The sequence below is a fragment of the Pararhizobium sp. LjRoot235 genome (genome assembly GCF_964254145.1).
In the GTDB taxonomy this organism is placed as follows: domain Bacteria; phylum Pseudomonadota; class Alphaproteobacteria; order Rhizobiales; family Rhizobiaceae; genus Pararhizobium.
The window spans coordinates 1,586,968-1,604,097 of record NZ_CAXUSP020000001.1 but is presented as its reverse complement, the minus strand read 5'-3'; the positions used below and the strand labels follow the sequence as shown (position 1 = coordinate 1,604,097).

The 17,130-nt window shown below is 61.1% G+C and carries 14 protein-coding genes; 8 read left to right on the top strand and 6 right to left on the bottom strand.

The features are described from left to right. Nucleotides 1-101: 101 nt before the first annotated feature. The 5 genes from ACSQ2Z_RS07610 (at nt 102) to ACSQ2Z_RS07590 (ending at nt 6,339) form a co-directional block, all read left to right on the top strand. Nucleotides 102-656, top strand: a complete 555-nt coding sequence (locus tag ACSQ2Z_RS07610) for a tetratricopeptide repeat protein (protein WP_436080634.1) — start codon at nt 102-104, stop codon at nt 654-656. Between the two features lie 193 nt (nt 657-849). Continuing rightward, the gene (locus tag ACSQ2Z_RS07605; protein ID WP_436080633.1) at nt 850-1,368 is read left to right on the top strand and encodes an RNA polymerase sigma factor; all 519 of its coding nucleotides are present in this window, start codon (nt 850-852) and stop codon (nt 1,366-1,368) included. A gap of 3 nt (nt 1,369-1,371) precedes the next feature. Next, nucleotides 1,372-2,205 (top strand): anti-sigma factor family protein, encoded by an 834-nt coding sequence (locus ACSQ2Z_RS07600; protein WP_436080632.1) that lies wholly within the window; start codon nt 1,372-1,374, stop codon nt 2,203-2,205. A gap of 159 nt (nt 2,206-2,364) precedes the next feature. Beyond that, on the top strand, nt 2,365-5,643 hold the full coding sequence (locus ACSQ2Z_RS07595) for an adenylate/guanylate cyclase domain-containing protein (RefSeq protein WP_436080631.1): 3,279 nt from the start codon (nt 2,365-2,367) through the stop codon (nt 5,641-5,643). A 15-nt stretch (nt 5,644-5,658) separates the two neighbouring features. Next, a complete protein-coding gene (locus ACSQ2Z_RS07590; protein WP_436080630.1) occupies nt 5,659-6,339 on the top strand; it encodes a peroxiredoxin-like family protein in 681 nt (226 codons plus the stop codon). Nucleotides 6,340-6,438: 99 nt separating this feature from the next. Here the strand turns inward: ACSQ2Z_RS07590 and leuA are convergent, their stop codons facing one another. Continuing rightward, on the bottom strand, nt 6,439-8,148 hold the full coding sequence (leuA, locus tag ACSQ2Z_RS07585) for a 2-isopropylmalate synthase (RefSeq protein ID WP_436080629.1): 1,710 nt from the start codon (nt 8,146-8,148) through the stop codon (nt 6,439-6,441). Nucleotides 8,149-8,520: 372 nt separating this feature from the next. On the opposite strand from leuA, the gene ACSQ2Z_RS07580 reads away from it, so the two are divergent. Continuing rightward, nucleotides 8,521-8,796, top strand: coding sequence for a type II toxin-antitoxin system Phd/YefM family antitoxin (locus ACSQ2Z_RS07580; protein ID WP_436080628.1), 276 nt, complete (start codon nt 8,521-8,523; stop codon nt 8,794-8,796). A 2-nt stretch (nt 8,797-8,798) separates the two neighbouring features. Next, nucleotides 8,799-9,188: a type II toxin-antitoxin system VapC family toxin gene (locus ACSQ2Z_RS07575; RefSeq protein WP_436080627.1), complete on the top strand. Its 390-nt coding sequence runs from the start codon at nt 8,799-8,801 to the stop codon at nt 9,186-9,188. Nucleotides 9,189-9,250: 62 nt separating this feature from the next. Here the strand turns inward: ACSQ2Z_RS07575 and ACSQ2Z_RS07570 are convergent, their stop codons facing one another. Beyond that, nucleotides 9,251-9,832, bottom strand: coding sequence for an ATP-dependent Clp protease proteolytic subunit (locus tag ACSQ2Z_RS07570; RefSeq protein WP_436080626.1), 582 nt, complete (start codon nt 9,830-9,832; stop codon nt 9,251-9,253). A gap of 250 nt (nt 9,833-10,082) precedes the next feature. Here ACSQ2Z_RS07570 and ACSQ2Z_RS07565 point away from each other — a divergent pair, with 250 nt between their 5' ends. Then, entirely contained in the window at nt 10,083-10,661 is a 579-nt protein-coding gene (locus ACSQ2Z_RS07565; protein ID WP_436080625.1) for a HupE/UreJ family protein, read from the top strand. Nucleotides 10,662-10,712: 51 nt separating this feature from the next. Here the strand turns inward: ACSQ2Z_RS07565 and queF are convergent, their stop codons facing one another. The 4 genes from queF to ACSQ2Z_RS07545 form a co-directional block, all read right to left on the bottom strand. Next, nucleotides 10,713-11,177: a preQ(1) synthase gene (queF, locus tag ACSQ2Z_RS07560; RefSeq protein ID WP_436080624.1), complete on the bottom strand. Its 465-nt coding sequence runs from the start codon at nt 11,175-11,177 to the stop codon at nt 10,713-10,715. A 4-nt stretch (nt 11,178-11,181) separates the two neighbouring features. After that, nucleotides 11,182-12,093, bottom strand: coding sequence for a cation diffusion facilitator family transporter (locus ACSQ2Z_RS07555; protein WP_436080623.1), 912 nt, complete (start codon nt 12,091-12,093; stop codon nt 11,182-11,184). Between the two features lie 178 nt (nt 12,094-12,271). Then, the gene (locus ACSQ2Z_RS07550) at nt 12,272-14,461 is read right to left on the bottom strand and encodes an anthranilate synthase (protein ID WP_436080622.1); all 2,190 of its coding nucleotides are present in this window, start codon (nt 14,459-14,461) and stop codon (nt 12,272-12,274) included. 326 nt (nt 14,462-14,787) lie between these two features. Beyond that, entirely contained in the window at nt 14,788-17,007 is a 2,220-nt protein-coding gene (locus tag ACSQ2Z_RS07545) for a TonB-dependent hemoglobin/transferrin/lactoferrin family receptor (RefSeq protein WP_436080621.1), read from the bottom strand. Nucleotides 17,008-17,130: the final 123 nt, after the last annotated feature.

Here is a 17,130-nt window from a genome sequence, read left to right as displayed (position 1 = left end):
GTTCGTCATCCGTCATACGAAACTGACCGGGAGACAGGACCGCTTGCGCCAGTAAAGACGTCGGCAATCCCGTTTTCCGGGAGCAATTTCAAAGCCAGGAGATGACCATGATCAATCGCAAGACCGCACTGATTGCCTTTTCCACCCTTTGCGCTTTCACCCTTGGCCAAAACGCCTGGGCTGCGGGTGAAGACACCTCCGCGCCACCGGAAAAGACCAAGACTTCCACGGAATGCACGGACGGAAAAATCTGGGACGAGGAAAAGAAGGAATGCGTCGATGCCAAGAAGAGCGATCTTGACGACGACATCCTGTTCAAGGCAGCACGCGAACTTGCCTATGCCGGTCAGTATGAAAACTCGCTGAAGGTGCTCGACGCAGTCAAGGATCAAAGCAGCGCCCGCGTTCTCAACTATCGCGGCTATTCCAATCGCAAAGCGGGCCGCATGGCGCTCGGCATGAGCTATTACAAGCAGGCCCTGCAAGCGGACGAAAACTACATCCTTGCCCGCTCCTATATGGGCCAGGCTCTGGTTGAACAGGGACAGATCGAAGAAGCAAAGGCGCAGTTGATCGAAATCCGCGACCGCGGCGGTGAAGGTACATGGGCCTACCGTGCCCTCTTGGAAACGCTGGGCGGCGTCCGTCACTACTGATCGTGCTGAGGTCGGGTGGCTTTAGCCGCCCGGCCTTTCATCTGGCATTGGGAAAATGCCTTTGAAGCGGCAAAATATGCGCTCCCTGACGGCTGCCGGCTTGCAGACCATGGGTCAAATGTTTCATATCAATCGGCGTGTATTTCGACCGGACGAATAAAATCCCGTTCCGGAACGTTTCTTTGGAAGAGCAATGCGTCCAGCGGCAGAACCGAACGAATTCAGAAGGGACTTGGTCAGTGTTCTGCCCAAGTTGCGCCGTTTCGCAATGACACTGACGCGCAATGCCGCCGATGCTGATGATCTGGTTCAGGAGGTCTGCGAGCGGGCGATCACCCGCAACCACCTTTGGAACGGCGAAGGGCGGCTTGAAAGCTGGATATACGCAATGACCCGCAATCTCTGGATCGACGAAATCAGGAAGCGCAAGGTCCGCACCGGCGGCGGCACGGTCGATGCCTCCGAACAGGACGAGTTGTCGATCGAGGCATCCGGCGAAAACGCGGTTTACACCAATCAGCTGCACAAGATGATTCTTTCCATGCCGGAAGGGCTGGCGAGCGTCTTTGTGCTGGTGAATGTCGAAGGACATAGCTACCGCGAGGCCGCCGATATTTTGAAGATCCCGATCGGGACAGTGATGAGCAGGCTTTCGACAGCACGCATGCGTCTGGCCGCAATGATTACAGAGACGACGGAAAGGAGGGCCTGAACGTTGCAAAACACGAAAGGGCTCGCGCTTGAAGTTCGTCTGTCGGCCTATATCGACGGCGAAGTCAGCGAAGCGGAGCGCAAGGAACTGGAGCAGCTGGTGGCGCGCGACGACGACGCCCGGCTGCTGCTTGAAATGCTGAAATCCGGAAATGCCTTTGGTAACAAGGCGTTCGAAGAATTTCTGCACGATCCTGTTCCGCTGTCGCTGGTGCGACGGATCAAGCAGGGCCCGGGCGTCAATCCGAAAGCCGAGCGCGTCGTCAACGCCGCGCCGCGCCAGACCAAGGTCCGCCTGTGGCCGCGCGCGCTTGCCGCGTCGATCGCCTTGCTGCTGATCGGCAGCTCGACCGGCTACATCATCGGCAGGACCAGCAGTGACAGCGCCCAGCCGGCGAACGTCGCCGCGGCCCGCACCTGGCTCGATGACATCGCTGACTATCACCGCATCTATTCGCGGCAAACGGCAGAACATCTGGTCGAAGTGCCGGCCTCGGGCGATGGCAGGATCGAGAGCTGGCTTGCATCGAGCGTCGGCGTGAATTTCTCTCTGCCGGACTTGAGCGCGCGCGGCCTGAGCTTCGAAGGCGCTCGATTGCTCGTCACCGGTGGAAAACCGGTGGCGCAACTGATTTACAGGAACGAGGACGGCGACGTCTTCGCCATTTGTTTCCTGAAAATCAAGCCCGGCACCCCCGAGGGCAAGATGACGGAAAGCATACGCGACGATATCGCGATGATCTCATGGCAGAAGGGCGGCGCGTCCTATGTGGTTGTTGGCCCCTCGGCCGACGCCAATCTGCAGCAGCTCGCCGACACTGTTTCGACAACCATCTGACGGCCTAACAGGCATTACCGCAGCGCATCGCCCCGACATTGCATCTGGGTGAGTCACGCGCTTGCCACCCACCGGGATCGGGTCCATTATCTGTCGCGACAAGAGCCGTCGCCACACTCAGGGGAGCCCGTTGGCGAATGGCTCCCGAGGCCTGCGGCGATGAACTGCGTTCAATGCGGTTGTGAAATCCGAACCGGATTTGCCTTTTGCCCGAACTGTGGAGCAAAGCAGCCGAGACCTTGCCCTGAATGCGGCTATCTCTGCCAGCCGGACTTTGCCTTCTGCCCGCAATGCGGCGGGGAAGTCGCCCCCCGGCCGGCAACGGATAAGCTGCGGCAATCCCATACCCGTCAGTCGCCTGTAGCGGTTGCGGAATCCTCACTGGAGCCGGCGGGGGCCGACCAGCACGCCGATGCCGACCGGCGCACCGTTACGGTGCTCTTCGCCGATCTTTGCAATTTCACCACGCTAAGCGAGCAGACCGACCCGGAACTGCTCCAGACACTGCAGAACGAGCTATTCGAGGAACTGACTGGCGCGGTAAACATGTTTGGCGGGTTTGTCGACAAGTTCATCGGCGATGCCCTGCTCGCCTTGTTCGGCGCACCGCAGGCGCATGAAGACGACCCGGAACGGGCCTTGCACAGCGCGCTCGAAATGATCCGCCGGGTGGCGCGCATCGCCGAACGGTGGCGCATCCGCGTCAGCCTGCCGCTTGCCCTGCATATCGGCGTGAACACCGGACCGGTAGTTGCCGGGGGCCTGGGTGCCGGCAATATCAAGGCCTATTCGGTGACGGGCGATACGGTGAACATCGCGCAGCGCCTGCAATCGATGGCGGAACCGGGAGACATCCTCGTCGGGCCTGTTACCCACCGCCTCACCCGGCATGCCTTTTCCTTCAGCTCGCTCGGGACGCTGCCATTGCGCGGCAAGACCGAGGGTGTGCTGGTGCACCGGCTGACGGGCCGCACCGAGACGGCGGCCAATCCGCGCGGACTGTCCACGCTCGGGCTCAGCGCGCCGATGGTCGGGCGCGACGCGGAACTCGGGAGCCTCCTGCGCTGCCTCGATGCCGCTTGCGCGGGGGTTACGCAGTTCGTGCGTCTCACAGGTGAAGCCGGCGCCGGCAAGACGCGCCTCATCACCGAATTCCTTGGCAGGGTGCGCAGCGAATCCCGTTTTGCCGATGTTGTCGTGCGCCAGGCGGCGTGCACCTCTTTCGGCGAACCGTCATATGGCACACTCGCAGCAATCGTCCGTTGCGCCTACGAGATTGGCGCGAACGACACCGCCGACGACGCACGCCGGCAGCTTTCCACCGGTCTCGGTGCGCTTGACCTGACGGCCGCGGACAGCGAACGGCTGATCCCGCTCTTCCTCCATATTCTCGGCTTTGGCGATCCCGGCGGCGTGCTCAAGCACCTCGAACCCGAACAACTACGGCGCCAGATTTTCTACGCCATCCGCACCATCCTCGAGCGCCGGCTCGAACGGGCGCCGCTGCTTTTGATAATCGAGGACCTGCATTGGGCCGACGCCGCCTCCCTTGAGACCTTGCGTTTTGCCATGGACCGTCTGGAGCGCAACCGGCTCATGCTGCTGACGACCCATCGGCCTGCCTTCGAAACGGACAGGCTGAATTCTGCCAAGGCCAGCCTGACGATGCTGCGCCTCTCTCCCCTCTCCGCCGCCGACGGACATGGCCTGCTTTCCGCTCTCTTCGGCGCGGGCGGACTGCCGGCAAGGCTCTGCGACCGGATCGTCAAGCGTGCCGGCGGAAACCCGCTCTTTATCGAGGAGATTGTGCGCAGCCTGATCGAAGTCGGTGGCTTGCGGCGCGACGGCGCGCGCTGGGAGGCGACCAAAGAGGCAGCCGCGGCTGACATTCCCCTCAACGTTCAGGCGATCATGCTGGCCAGGTTCGACCGGCTGCCGCCGCCCATGCGCAAGCTCGCCCAGACAGCAGCGGTGATCGGCGCGCGCTTCGATGCATCGGTCCTCGAAGCCGTCTTCGCCGATCCGGCCGAGATCGAAACAGGTCTCGACCACCTGTGCGAGGCCGAAATCATCGAGGAGGTGGCCGGCGGGACCCCGACCTCGGCGCCCTCCTATGGCTTTCGCCAGACGATGCTCCATGAGTTGGTCTATGACAACCTGCTCTTGAAGCGACGCACCGAATTGCACGGGCTCATCGGCGAGACCCTCGAACGGCGATATGGCACGGATCCAGACCGGCTTGAGGATCTCGCCCTGCTTGGCCATCACTTCGGCCGTTCCGCGCAGAAGCCGAAGGGGGCCACCTATCTGATGGCCGCCGGCGATCGAGCCCGCATGGCCTATGCCAATGACGACGCGCTCCGCTTCTACCGGGGGGCGCTTGACGCGCTTGGCGATCGCCGTGACGACACCTGGATCGTACTCTGCGAGCGGATTGCAGATCTTTGCGGGCCGGCCGGCCAACGCGACAAGGCGATGGAATTTTACGGCACGGCGCTCAGGACCCACCAAGACGCGGACGATCGCACGGCGGCGGCGCGGATATCACGCAAGCTCGGCCGGCTGCTCTTCGATTCCGGCAATCGCGAGGCTGCGCGCAGCCGTTTTGCCGAGGCCGCAGCATTACTGGAGGGTGCAAACGCCCCGATCGAACAGGCGCATCTGTTGCAGGAACAGGGTCACCTCGCCTTCCGCACCGGCGATTATGCCGGCGCCATCAAATGGGCTGACGAGGCATTGCGCTGCGCCGAACGGCTGCCGCCGCAACAGGAGAGCGGGGAAACGACGAACGAAGCCACCCTGGTAGTCGCACAGGCGCTCAACACCAAAGGGACGGCGCTCGCACGGCTTGGAAAGACAAGGGAAGCCGTCACCGAAGTCGAGCGCAGCGTCGAGGCGGCGCTTCACTGCGGCGAGCTCAATGCCGCCTGTCGCGGCTACACCAATCTCGGCGTGCTCTACACGATCATCGATCCGGCGCTCGCCATCGAGATTTGTGCACGCGGCTACGAGATGGCGAAACGGATTGGCGATTTCGGCTTCCAGGCGCGGCTGCTGACGAACATTGCCGTCGCTTACTGCACCTTCACCGATCGCTGCGCGCGGGAGGGCATGCCGGCGGTTCACAAGGCGCTGGCGATCGACCGGGCGCTCGACCAGCGGGATCATCTGCCGGTGCCGCTCTTGGTGCTCGCGCAGATCTACCAGTGCCACGGCCAGCCGGATCTCGCCCGGCGCCATTACCTTGAGGCGCTCGAGGCCGCTCGCGACACCGGGGAGGCGCAATTGCTCTTTCCGTGCTATGATGGTCTGGCAACGCTCAGCCTCGATGCCAACAACATGGAAGAGGCGGAACGCTACTTCGATTTGGCGCAGGATATCTGCGCCCGGCATGATATCGACCCCAAAACACTGGTGATACTGCCGTTTCTTGATTAGCGGAGGAAATCAGCAATGGAGCAAGATAATATCCAAGGCCCGCTGAGGCCCGGCGACCGCGCACCGAATGTGGTACTCGACGCAATCACCCAAGGCGGCAAGATCGCCATCGACGACTTTCGTGGCCGTAAACCAGTCCTTGTGGGATTGTTTCGCGGCCTGCACTGCCCGTTCTGCCGCCGCCAGATCGCGGCGATGGCGGAACTGGAGACGCCCCTGCGCGATCAGGGCATCGACAGCCTGACGATCGTCAACACGCCAACCGAACGCGCACGGCTTTATTTCCGCTACCACCCCATGCCCAACATGCTCGCGGCGTCCGATCCGGAACGCGTCTCCCACCGCGCCTTCGGCCTGCCCAATCTCGAATTCACCGAGAACGAGGATGAATGGCCATATAAGGTCGGCATGGGCACGATGATGGCCATGCGCGTCGACCTGCCCGGCGAGTTGCCTGAGCCGATGAACCCGATGGCCGCATCCGATTTTCTCAACAATCTGGACGGATACGAAGTGAGGAATGCCGACCTTCAGATGATGGCGGACGGACAGGGCCAACTGACAGGCGAGTTCCTGCTCGACCGGGACGGCATCGTCCGCTGGTGCTTCACCGAAGTCCCCGATAACGGGCGTAACTTGTTCACCAGCCCGAGCAGGCAGGAACTGATGTCCGCCGCCGCGCAGCTTCCCGCATGACGCGGAAGCCCCGGCGACACGATTTCGCGCGCCCGGACGGGCGCGCGTTGCATTGACGCTTTGGTTTTCGATCCGTCCAAAAAGACCGGTGCTTAGGAACTACCGAGCCTTCTGCTCCAGTACCCGGTTCGCGGCGGAAACGATGGCTTCAAGGGAAGCCGCAACGATGTTGGTATTGATACCGACGCCGAACAGATTGCCACCCGGATATTCGACCTCGACATAGGCGATAGCCGCAGCGTTCGAGCCGTGTTGGAGTGAATGTTCGGAGTAATCCGCCACCGACATCTCGACGCCGAGGTAGATCGACAGCGCGTTGATGAAACCGTCGATCGGGCCTGTACCCTTGCCTTCGATCCGCTTTGTCTCGCCGTTGTCGGTGATTTCAGCCGCCACCACCCGCACGCCCCTGTGCTCGCCGACCGGAAAGGTGTGGTGGTCGACGAAGCGGATGCGAGCGCCGGGTTGATCGACATAACGCTCGATGAAGCGCGCATGGATCGCCTTCGATGGCAGTTCCTTGCCGTGTTCGTCGGTGATGCGCTGGATATCCTCGCGGAATTCGACCTGCAGGTTACGCGGCAGGTTGATGCCGTAATCCTCCTGCAGGATATAGGCGATGCCGCCCTTGCCCGACTGCGAGTTGATGCGGATGATCGCCTCGTAGGAGCGGCCGACGTCCTGCGGATCGATCGGCAGGTACGGCACCTCCCACAGCGGCTTGTTGGCGACCTTGATCGCCTTCATGCCCTTGTTGATCGCATCCTGGTGCGAGCCGGAAAAGGCCGTGTAGACCAGTTCGCCGACGTAAGGATGGCGTTCCGGAATCGTCATCTGGTTGGAGTATTCATAGACTTCCTTGATCCGCTCAATGTCCGAGCAATCCAGCTGCGGGTCGATCCCCTGCGTGAACATGTTCAGCGCCAGCGTCACCACGTCGACATTGCCGGTGCGCTCGCCATTGCCGAACAGCGTGCCTTCGACGCGGTCGGCGCCCGCCATCAGGCCGAGTTCGGTGGCCGCGATGCCGGTGCCGCGATCGTTGTGCGGATGCAGCGAGATGATCAGGTTTTCGCGGTTGTCGAGATTGCGGCACATCCATTCGATCTGGTCGGCATAGATGTTCGGCGTCGCCATTTCAACGGTCGACGGCAAGTTCAGGATGAGCTTGTTTTCTGCCGTCGGCCGCATGATCTCGGTCACCGCGTTGCAGATATCGAGGGCCACCTCCAGTTCCGTGCCGGTGAAGCTTTCCGGCGAATATTCGAAGCGGAATCCGCCGCCAGCCTTGGCCGCCATATCGGCGATCATCTTGGCCGCATCGGTGGCGATCTGTTTGATGCCCCTGACGTCCTTGCCGAACACCACGCGGCGCTGCAATTCACTGGTGGAATTGTAGAAATGGACGATCGGTTTGTTGGCCCCCTGCAGCGCCTCGAAGGTACGCGTGATCAGTTCCGGCCGGCACTGGACCAGCACCTGCAGCGACACGTCGGCAGGAACATTGCCCTCCTCGACGCACCAGCGGGCGAAGTCGAAATCCGTCTGCGAAGCGGAGGGGAAACCGATCTCGATTTCCTTGAAGCCCATGTCGAGCAGGAGCTGGAACATCCGGGCCTTGCGGTCGTGACCCATCGGATCGACCAGCGACTGGTTGCCGTCGCGCAGGTCGACCGAACACCAGATCGGCGCCTTTGTGATGGTCTTGCCCGGCCATGTGCGGTCGGGAATGTTGATCTGCGGATAGGGCTGATACTTGACGGCAGCCTCGGGCATGCCCTGCTTGACGGTATGGGATTTCATGATCATTGCGGCTTCTCTTCATGTCTGAGGCGCATTTTCCGCATGCAATAACCGATCGTGGATCGCTTTGCGATGGAAAATGCCGGCTCTTCGGGTTCTTTTCGTCTGCTATTCAGGGAAGGCAAGGAGCTGGGGCCGGTGGGCTTTCGGCCACCGGGCGCTCCTTCAAAGAACCCGGCAACCGCGCGTAAGGCCGAGAAGAAGTAGCGACGTGAACGCGCGCGAACGATCCGCAAAGGCGATGTGCCCGCGGGAAACCTGTTCGATAATCTCAGCGCCTGTGTTCGACATGAAGCGGTGTATAGCCGCAGATGAGCGGAAGGGCAAGCGCCGATCGCGATCATTGAAAATGTGGCCACTTGCAGCTACATTATCTTCATGACCCAGGTATCGATCCGCGAAGCCAAGAACAAACTGACCGAACTCGCCCGCCGCGTCGAGGCCGGCGAGACGATCACCGTGACCCGCAATGGCAAGCCGGTGATGGAGCTTGTGCCGGCCAAGAAGAAGGGCGGGATCAACTGGGAGGGGCTTGAGGCATTCAAGAAGGAACGCGGGATCACGAATTTCTTCGGCGAAATTCCGGCGGATTTCGATGATCCGCTGCCCGAGGACTTCTTGATTACGCCGCTGCCGCCCTTCCCCGCGAAATAATCATGTCCCACCTATTGGACACACATATATTTATCGCGTTGGTTGAAGGCCGCTTTGACGAACTCCCCTTCGCTGTCCGGCAAGAGGTTGAGGCGTCAGGCCATGTGCTTTACCTGAGCGTTGCCAGTCTTTGGGAAATTGCCATTAAATGGCGGATCGGCAAACTGCCGCTGAAATCCGCACTTGAGGGACTACCCGACGCCGCAAACCGCGCTGGTATAACCCTTCTGTTGATCAACGAACGCCACGCCCTTGCCCATGTCGAGCCCGAGCCGCCAACCCGCGATCCCTTCGACCGGCTTCTGCTTGCCCAATGCGCTGTGGAAGACATGAAGCTCGTCACCATCGATGCCGCGCTCGCCGGTCACCCGCTCTCCTCAACGGCAGGCTGACAAAGCAAAACCCCGCCGGAAAAACCAGCGGGGTCTCAAACTTCCTCGAAAGACCAAAGCCCTTAGATATCGGCCTGCGACGTAATGATCCGCGACACGAGGCCATAGGACTTGGCCTCTTCGGCGGAGAGCCAGTAGTCGCGGTCCGTGTCCTTGGCGATCTTCTCGACCGGCTGGCCGGTGGCCTCGGAGAAGATCTTGTTCAGGCGCTCGTTCATCTTGAGGATTTCGCGGGCCTGGATCTCGATGTCGGACGCCATGCCGCGCGTGCCGCCGGACGGTTGATGCAGCAGGAAGCGCGTATTCGGCAGGCAAAGGCGCCGCTCCCTCGGAGCCGCGACATAGATCAGCGCACCGGCGGAAGCGACCCACCCCGTGCCGATCATCCAGACCTTCGGCTTGATGAACTTGATCATGTCGTGGACCGAATCGCCGGATTCGACGTGTCCGCCAGGCGAGTTCACGTAGATGCGGATATCCTCGTCACTGGCGGCGGCAAGCGCCACGAGCTGCGAGCAGACCTTCTGAGCCAATTCCTGGTTGATCGGGCCATAGATGAAAATCGAGCGCGACTTGAAAAGGTTCGCCTCGGTTTCTTTGCCCAAAGGCAGTTCCGTCTTCTTGTCGTCTTCGTCTTCGTTCATCCGCTGTCTCCCGCGAAATAAAATCAAATGTCCTGCCGCAGTCAGATAAGGCGACTCGACTGCGAAAACAATGCAACAAAAGCGGATGCGGATGAAAGGACAATCCGCGGCGCCTTGCAGCTATGGTAAAGACGGAGGGTAAGGCAAATGCCGTATGGACAGGAGAGCATGGCGACATAAGATGCCGGTGTCACGAATTCGCATCCGGCGGGGCTGCCTCCCTCACTCCGCCCTTTAAGTGGGGATCACCATGAACAGACGCCTTCTTCTTGCCGCTCTGGCCTTCGCCGCTTCGACCGCTCCCGCCCTCGCCCATCTCGGTCCCGCCGAACACGGTTCGCTGATGGCAGGGCTCACCCATCCGCTTTCGGGCCTCGATCATGTCCTGGTGATGATCGCCGTCGGCCTCTGGGCGGCGCAGATCGGCGGGCGCTCCCTCTGGGCTGTTCCGGCCGCCTTCGTCGGCACGATGGCCTTCGGCTTTGGTCTCGCGATGATTGGCGTTCAATTGCCCTTCGTCGAGCCGGCCATCCTTGCGTCGATGGTCGCACTCGGCCTTCTGGTCGCCATGGCCGTGCGCCTGCAGGCTGCTGCCTGCGTCGCCCTCGTCGGCATCTTTGCGCTGTTCCACGGCTATGCCCATGGCGGCGAACTCGGTGCGTCTGGCGCACTGCCCTTCAGCGCCGGCTTCGTCATCGCGACGGCGCTTCTGCATGGTGCCGGAATCGGGCTTGGTCTCGGCATCGGCCGACTGTCTTCCGGTGGACAGTTTTCGCGCCTTCTCGGTGGTCTGACCGCGTTTGCCGGCCTTGCGCTGATCTTCAACTGATCGCCGGCCTTCAAAGTGAAACGGCGGGCCAAATGCCCGCCGGTTTCATTTTCAGCCGCGACCACGATAGGTCGGCACGCCCTGATCCGGCAGCCAGACGCCTTCCGGCGGCGCACCCGTCTGCCAGAACACGTCGATCGGGATGCCGCCGCGCGGATACCAGTAGGCCCCAATCCTCAGCCACTTCGGCTCAAGCAACTCCACGACGCGCTTGGCGATATAGATCGAACAATCCTCGTGAAAAGCGCCGTGATTGCGGAACGAGTGAAGGAAAAGTTTCAGCGACTTCGATTCCACCAGCCAATCGCCCGGCAGATAATCGATGACGATATGGGCGAAATCCGGTTGCCCGGTCATCGGGCAAAGCGAGGTGAATTCCGGCGCGGTGAAGCGCACGACGAAACCCGTGCCGGCATTGCCGTTCGGTACACGTTCCAGCACAGCTTCTTCCGGACTTTGCGGCGCGGCGACATTCTGGCCGAGCTGCGACAGGCCTGATACATCGGTTTTCGTCATTTTTTCATTCCTTCATAACCTTGACCCTGATCCCGTGAGCCTTTTCGCCTTCCGGCTCGACATGGATGGTGATCTTCGCGCCTCGATAGACCTCGCGGATCGAGTCTTCCAGACGATCGCAGATGTCGTGCGCATCGCCGACGGGCATCGTGGCCGGAACCACCATGTGAAATTCGACGAAGATCGCCGGCCCCGCCTGCCGCGTCTTCAAATCATGCACCCCGAGCGAACCGGCCGCATGGATCGCGATCGCCTGCTTGATGGCGCCCTCTTCCTGCTCCGACACCGCCCTGTCCATCAGGCCGTCGATCGAGCGCGCGATCACCTTCCAGCCCTGATAGAGGATGTTGCAGGCGACGACGACGGCAAGCAGCGGATCGAGCACCGCATAGCCGCTGACGATGGCCAGCACAAGGCCGACCAGCACCCCGGCCGAGGTCACGACATCGGACATGATATGATGTCCGTCCGCGGACAAGGCGGGCGAGCGATGGGCTCGTCCGGCGCGGATCAGCGCATAGGCCCATATAGCATTGATGATGCCGGCCAGCAAATTGACCGCCAGGCCGAGCACGGGCATTTCCGGCAGCCTCGGCGACAGAATGGCCGGTATGGCTTCGGAAACGATCAGAAGGGCCGCAACGACGATCAGCACACCCTCGACAACGGCTGAGAAATATTCCGCCTTGTGGTGGCCGAAGGGATGGCTGGCATCTGCCGGTTTTGCGGCATAGCCTATCACGGCGAAAGCGACGATGGCGGCCACCACATTGACGATCGATTCCAGACCATCGGAGAGCAGCGCCACCGAGCCTGTGACCCACCAGGCGAGCATCTTCAACCCCAGCACGACAAATGCGATCGGGATACCCCAGAACGCCAGACGCTGCGCCGCGGACACCTCGTGCATCACCATTGCCTCCTCCTTGCACATGCAAACGAATTGCAAAACCGGTTCTCTAGAACGCCGAAACCGCTGAAGCGGCACGGAGCGCTTCAGCGGTTTCGGATAATGCCGCATATGGTTCAAAGCAACCGGCTTGTCAAAGCCTCATTGGCGAAAAATATGGCGTCTCGAACAGGGCGGGCGGGCGCTACGCAGCCTTGATCTTCGCCCTTTTGGCAAGATGCGCCACGACGTTCTCGATCATCCGCATGCCGGCATCGCCGCCGAGCGTCATGATCGATTCCGGGTGGAACTGCACGGCTGCGATCGGCTCCTTCATGTGCTCGATGCCCATGATCGTGCCGTCGTCGCTCTCAGCGGTGATCATAAATTCGCGCGGCAGCGTCGACGGATCGGCGAAGATCGAGTGGTAGCGGCCGACCGTTACCTCCTTGCCGAGGCCGGAGAAGACGATGCCGGGCTCGAGCACGCGGATGCGCGACGGCTTGCCGTGCATCGGGATCGCCAGTTGGCGCAGATCGCCGCCATAGGCTTCCGCCAGCGCCTGCAGTCCCAGGCAGACGCCGAAGATCGGCAGATCGCGGGCACGCGCCTTCTTGATCGTCGCCTTGCAATCGAAATCCTTCGGCATGCCGGGACCGGGAGAAAGCACGACGAGATCCGGCTTCACGCGGTCGAAGATTTCATCGACGACGGGCGAGCGGACGGTGGTGACCGTCGCACCGGTCTGGCGGAAATAATTGGCCAGCGTATGGACGAAACTGTCCTCATGATCGACAAGCAGGATGTTGACACCGGTGCCGACGGCGGCGACGTCACGGCCCGCACCGCGGGTGTTGGCGGATTTTGCATCGCGGATCGCTGCGATCATGGCGGAGGCCTTCAGTTCGGTTTCGGCTTCTTCTTCTTCCGGATTGCTGTCGTTGAGCAACGTGGCCCCGGCGCGCACCTCGGCAATGCCATCCTTGATACGGATGGTGCGAAGCGTAAGACCGGTATTCATATCGCCGTTGAAGCCGACCATGCCGATGGCGCCACCATACCAGGCGCGCGGGCTCTTTTCATGGGCTTCGATGAAGCGCATGGCCCACAGCTTCGGAGCGCCGGTGACGGTAACGGCCCACGCATGCGACAGGAATCCGTCGAAAGCATCCATGTCGTCGCGCAATCGGCCTTCGATATGATCGACCGTATGGATGAGACGCGAATACATCTCGATCTGGCGGCGGCCGATGACCTTGACGGAGCCGGGCACGCAGACCCTGGACTTGTCGTTGCGGTCGACGTCCGAGCACATGGTCAGTTCGGACTCGTCCTTCTTCGAGTTCAAGAGCTTGAGGATCTGTTCCGAATCGGCGATCGGATCGTCGCCGCGCTTGATCGTGCCCGAGATCGGGCAGGTCTCGATGCGGCGGCCGGAGACACGCACGAACATTTCCGGCGAGGCGCCGACCAGATATTCCTGGTTTCCGAGATTGATGAAGAAGGAATAGGGCGACGGATTGATCGCCTTCAGCCGATTGGAGATTTCCGAAGGCTTGCTCTCGCAACGCTCGAAGAATTTCTGGCCAGGCACGACCTCGAACAGGTCTCCGCGCCGAAAACTTTCTTTCGCCTTGACAACCAACTCGGCATATTCACCGGGACGATGGTCGCCGTGCGGCGGAATACTGTCGATGGTCTGGAACGGCTCGGCCAAGATATCGCCGGTCTTGCCCTCCGTGGTCTTGCCGTCCTTGGCAAAATCGTAGCGATCGATCCAGGCCTTGGCGGCATAGTGGTCGACGACGAGAATTTCATCAGGCAGAAACAGCACCATGTCGCGCTGGTCGTGGGGGCGTTTCAGCTTCAGTTCGATCGCGTCGAACTGGAATGCGAGGTCGTAGCCGAAGGCGCCATAGAGCCCGAGGCTCGCATCTTCTTGCGAATAGAACAGATTGGTAACGGCGCGGAGAACCGTGAACACCGTCGGAATTTTCGAGCGCTCTTCTTCTGTGAAGACCCGGTCCGGCATGTTGATCGTCAGATCGAGGCGACGGCTCGTGGCGGCTCCGAGCGTGATGTCGGCGATCCCGGCGAGATGCCCGGAAATCATCGACAGCAGCGCTTCGCCGCGCTCATTATAGGCTTCGATCCAGAGCGCACGGCCGAAGGAGGAGATGGCGAGCGGCGGATCGATGATCGCCGTGTCCCAGCGGGTATAGCGACCCGGATATTCATAGTTGGATGAAAACACCGCGCCCCGGCGCTCGTCGAGCCGATCGACATAGCTCGCGATCGCCTCACCATAGGGCGCTTCGCGCCGGCGCCGGGTGATGAAAATGCCGCCCTTGGTAGTATAGGCTTCCGCACCGTCTTCAAGAATTGTCGTCGCCATTTTTCGCTCCGTTCAGGCCCGTCATTCCCCCGCGGCCCGAATACAAAAAAGCCGCCTCGAAACTTCCGGGCGGCTTATCGTCTCAATCACGCATGACTGGTCAAGGCCGCTTCAGCGAGCCCACCACCAGATCGAAAGGATGCGTGCCTGTGTCATGGCGAAATTGTTAGCGTGAGATGTTGGATTGCGCAAGCGGGGAACAGCGGAAAAATAAGCGGGCCTCGTGCCGGAATACCCACGCGCGGCCTAGGCGAACGGGCCGGTCGGCAACGAATGGGAAGCGGCCTGCGACGGCCGCTCCCCGATGGCAATCCCTGGCAAGCCGCTTAGAAGCGCTGCGTCAGGGAGACCTTGAAGGTGCGCCCCGGCTCGGAATAATATGCCATGCCCGGCGAGGCTGCGCTGAGCGTGACATCGCGGACACTGATGGCGTCATAATATTCCTTATCAAACAGGTTGTAGACCCCTGCCCTCACCGTCAGGCCCTCTACCTTTTCGGGCTTCCACCAGCCGGTCAGATCGACGATGCCGTAGCCGGGCACCTTGAGCGTCGCGTCCGAATTGCTAGAGACTGCTTTCGCGGCAATGAAGGCGACGTCTGCTCCCCATGTTTCCGTGGCATAGCCGGCCCCGAGAATTCCCTTCAGCGGCGCGACGGAGCCAAGTTTCAAACCTGTCGCAAGGTCTTCGCCATTGGCATAGGTCAGCGAGCCGCTGACGTGGAAGCCGGACGCAAAGGAATTGTGAGCCGAAAGCTCGACGCCGTAGATGCGTACGCGATCGCGATTGAGGTACTGGGTAATCCCGAACGGATAGGTGGCCGGATCTTGGACAGGCGCCGCATCCGTATCGATGAAGTTGCGGTAGCGATTGTAGAAGCCCGTGATGCGGCCGCCGAAATCGTCATCGCCGAGCGTTGCGCCGATTTCGAAACCATTGCTGGTTTCCGGCTTCAGATCGGGATTGCCGAGTCGCAGATAGGTGCCTGGCGCACCGTAGTCGAGATAGAGTTCCGTTGCCGTCGGCGAGCGGAAGGCCATCGCCCATTGGGCGTAGAGTTCGACGTCGCGCGCCGCCTCGTATTTGGCGAGCAACTTCGGCGAGAAGGCATCGCCGCTCTGGCCCGGCGGCAGGCCGTCATAGTTCGGGTTGGCAGTGTAGGCAGCGGTTTCCTGAGGCGACTGGTCGTACCAGTCGTAGCGCAGGCCCGGCGTCAGAGAGAAGGCGCTGTCACCAATGGAAAGCTCGTCTTCAAGGTAGATGCCGAGCTTTTTGCTGTCGACATCGGGCATATCGGCCTGGTTGGTGTGCAGGAAGTTGCAGGCCGGAACATAGGCGGTATCGCAAGTATCCTCACCGGAGGAATATTGGGTCGTCTTCCCGACGGAGAAATCACCGCCAAGGCGCACCGTGTGGTGCAGGCTGCCGGTCTCGAAGCTCTTTTCGGCGTAGCCGGCAGCGCCGACCGACCTTTCATCGACCTCGCTGTTGCGCGTGTAGTCGCCGACCACCGACGTATAGCGATAGCCCGACTTGCCGCTGTCGCGGGTCAGATCCTGCCAGTAAAACACAGCATTGGCGGCATCGATCAGCGCATCGTCATCGACGGCCTCGAACTCGTAGTTCAGCGAAACGCGGTCACGCTTGATATCCTCGTTACCATCCCAGTTGCCTGGACGGTAGTTGCCGAAGGCGCTCTGCTCGGTCTTGAGATCGATATCCTTGTCCCGGTCGAAGCGCTCGCCGGTCAGCGTGAAGGTGTGGCCAGTATCAGTATATTGCTTGACCTTCACCAGCACGTTCTTCTGGTCAAAATCAGCGGGGTTGGGCTCCGTGCGGCCAGGACCATAGATATCGGACGAGCCGCCATTATCGGTTTCGTGGCCCTTCTTATAGCCCCCCTGGAACAGAACGGCGGTGTTGTCGAAGCGCGCGGCCGCGGCCGCAGACGTTCCCCAGCTTTCATCCTCGCTGTCATAGGTGAACTTGAAGATTCCGCCCCAGGTCTTGCTTTCGCCGATGAGATCTTCGGGGTCCAGGGTGCGCAACACGACGGCGCCACCGAGGGCGCCATCGCCGGCACGGCTGGAATCCGCACCACGAACGATGTCGGCGGCAGACAGCGCATCGAAATCGAAGCTGTCGATACCACCATCAGCATCACGGGCGCCGTCGTCGAGATAGGGAATGACAATGCCGTCGATCGTCGTCTGGACGCGCGGGCCATCCAGACCGCGGATATTGACGCTACCATTCGCCCTGTTGAAACCGACGCCCGGCTGCAGGGTGCGGCCAAGGTCTTCGAAAGATGAAACCTGATTGTCCTGGATCTGCTCGGCGGTCGTTTTCGTAGCAAGCGGCGTATCGGCAACTCCCTTCACGTTGCTGCCCTTGACCGAAAGTTTTTTCAGCGCGGTGACATTCTCCTCCCCGTCGGACGCGACCGTTCCCGCAGCGTCCTGCGCCTGGGTAATCTGAGGGGACAAAGTGACGGAGAAAAACACCGCGCACGCCAGCAAGGCCGCGCAGTAATGCCGGGTAATCATGGAGCAATCCTTTGATAAGTTCACCGGGCTGGCTGTTGAGACATCTGCTCAAAGGGCTGGCTAGGTATGCGCGACGAAGCGTCGAGTGCAGCCGAAAGCTGCTTTCTGTCTTCATCGATTAAA

Bases quoted from the DNA above. Each gene is read 5' to 3' on its own strand.
- ACSQ2Z_RS07610 (WP_436080634.1), top strand. From the start codon at position 102: ATGACCATGATCAATCGCAAGACCGCACTGATTGCCTTTTCCACCCTT.
- ACSQ2Z_RS07605 (WP_436080633.1), top strand. From the start codon at position 850: ATGCGTCCAGCGGCAGAACCGAACGAATTCAGAAGGGACTTGGTCAGT.
- ACSQ2Z_RS07595 (WP_436080631.1), top strand. From the start codon at position 2,365: ATGAACTGCGTTCAATGCGGTTGTGAAATCCGAACCGGATTTGCCTTT.
- ACSQ2Z_RS07590 (WP_436080630.1), top strand. From the start codon at position 5,659: ATGGAGCAAGATAATATCCAAGGCCCGCTGAGGCCCGGCGACCGCGCA.
- leuA (WP_436080629.1), bottom strand. From the start codon at position 8,148: ATGATCATGAAATCCCATACCGTCAAGCAGGGCATGCCCGAGGCTGCC.
- ACSQ2Z_RS07580 (WP_436080628.1), top strand. From the start codon at position 8,521: ATGACCCAGGTATCGATCCGCGAAGCCAAGAACAAACTGACCGAACTC.
- ACSQ2Z_RS07575 (WP_436080627.1), top strand. From the start codon at position 8,799: ATGTCCCACCTATTGGACACACATATATTTATCGCGTTGGTTGAAGGC.
- ACSQ2Z_RS07570 (WP_436080626.1), bottom strand. From the start codon at position 9,832: ATGAACGAAGACGAAGACGACAAGAAGACGGAACTGCCTTTGGGCAAA.
- ACSQ2Z_RS07565 (WP_436080625.1), top strand. From the start codon at position 10,083: ATGAACAGACGCCTTCTTCTTGCCGCTCTGGCCTTCGCCGCTTCGACC.
- queF (WP_436080624.1), bottom strand. From the start codon at position 11,177: ATGACGAAAACCGATGTATCAGGCCTGTCGCAGCTCGGCCAGAATGTC.
- ACSQ2Z_RS07555 (WP_436080623.1), bottom strand. From the start codon at position 12,093: ATGGTGATGCACGAGGTGTCCGCGGCGCAGCGTCTGGCGTTCTGGGGT.
- ACSQ2Z_RS07550 (WP_436080622.1), bottom strand. From the start codon at position 14,461: ATGGCGACGACAATTCTTGAAGACGGTGCGGAAGCCTATACTACCAAG.
- ACSQ2Z_RS07545 (WP_436080621.1), bottom strand. From the start codon at position 17,007: ATGATTACCCGGCATTACTGCGCGGCCTTGCTGGCGTGCGCGGTGTTT.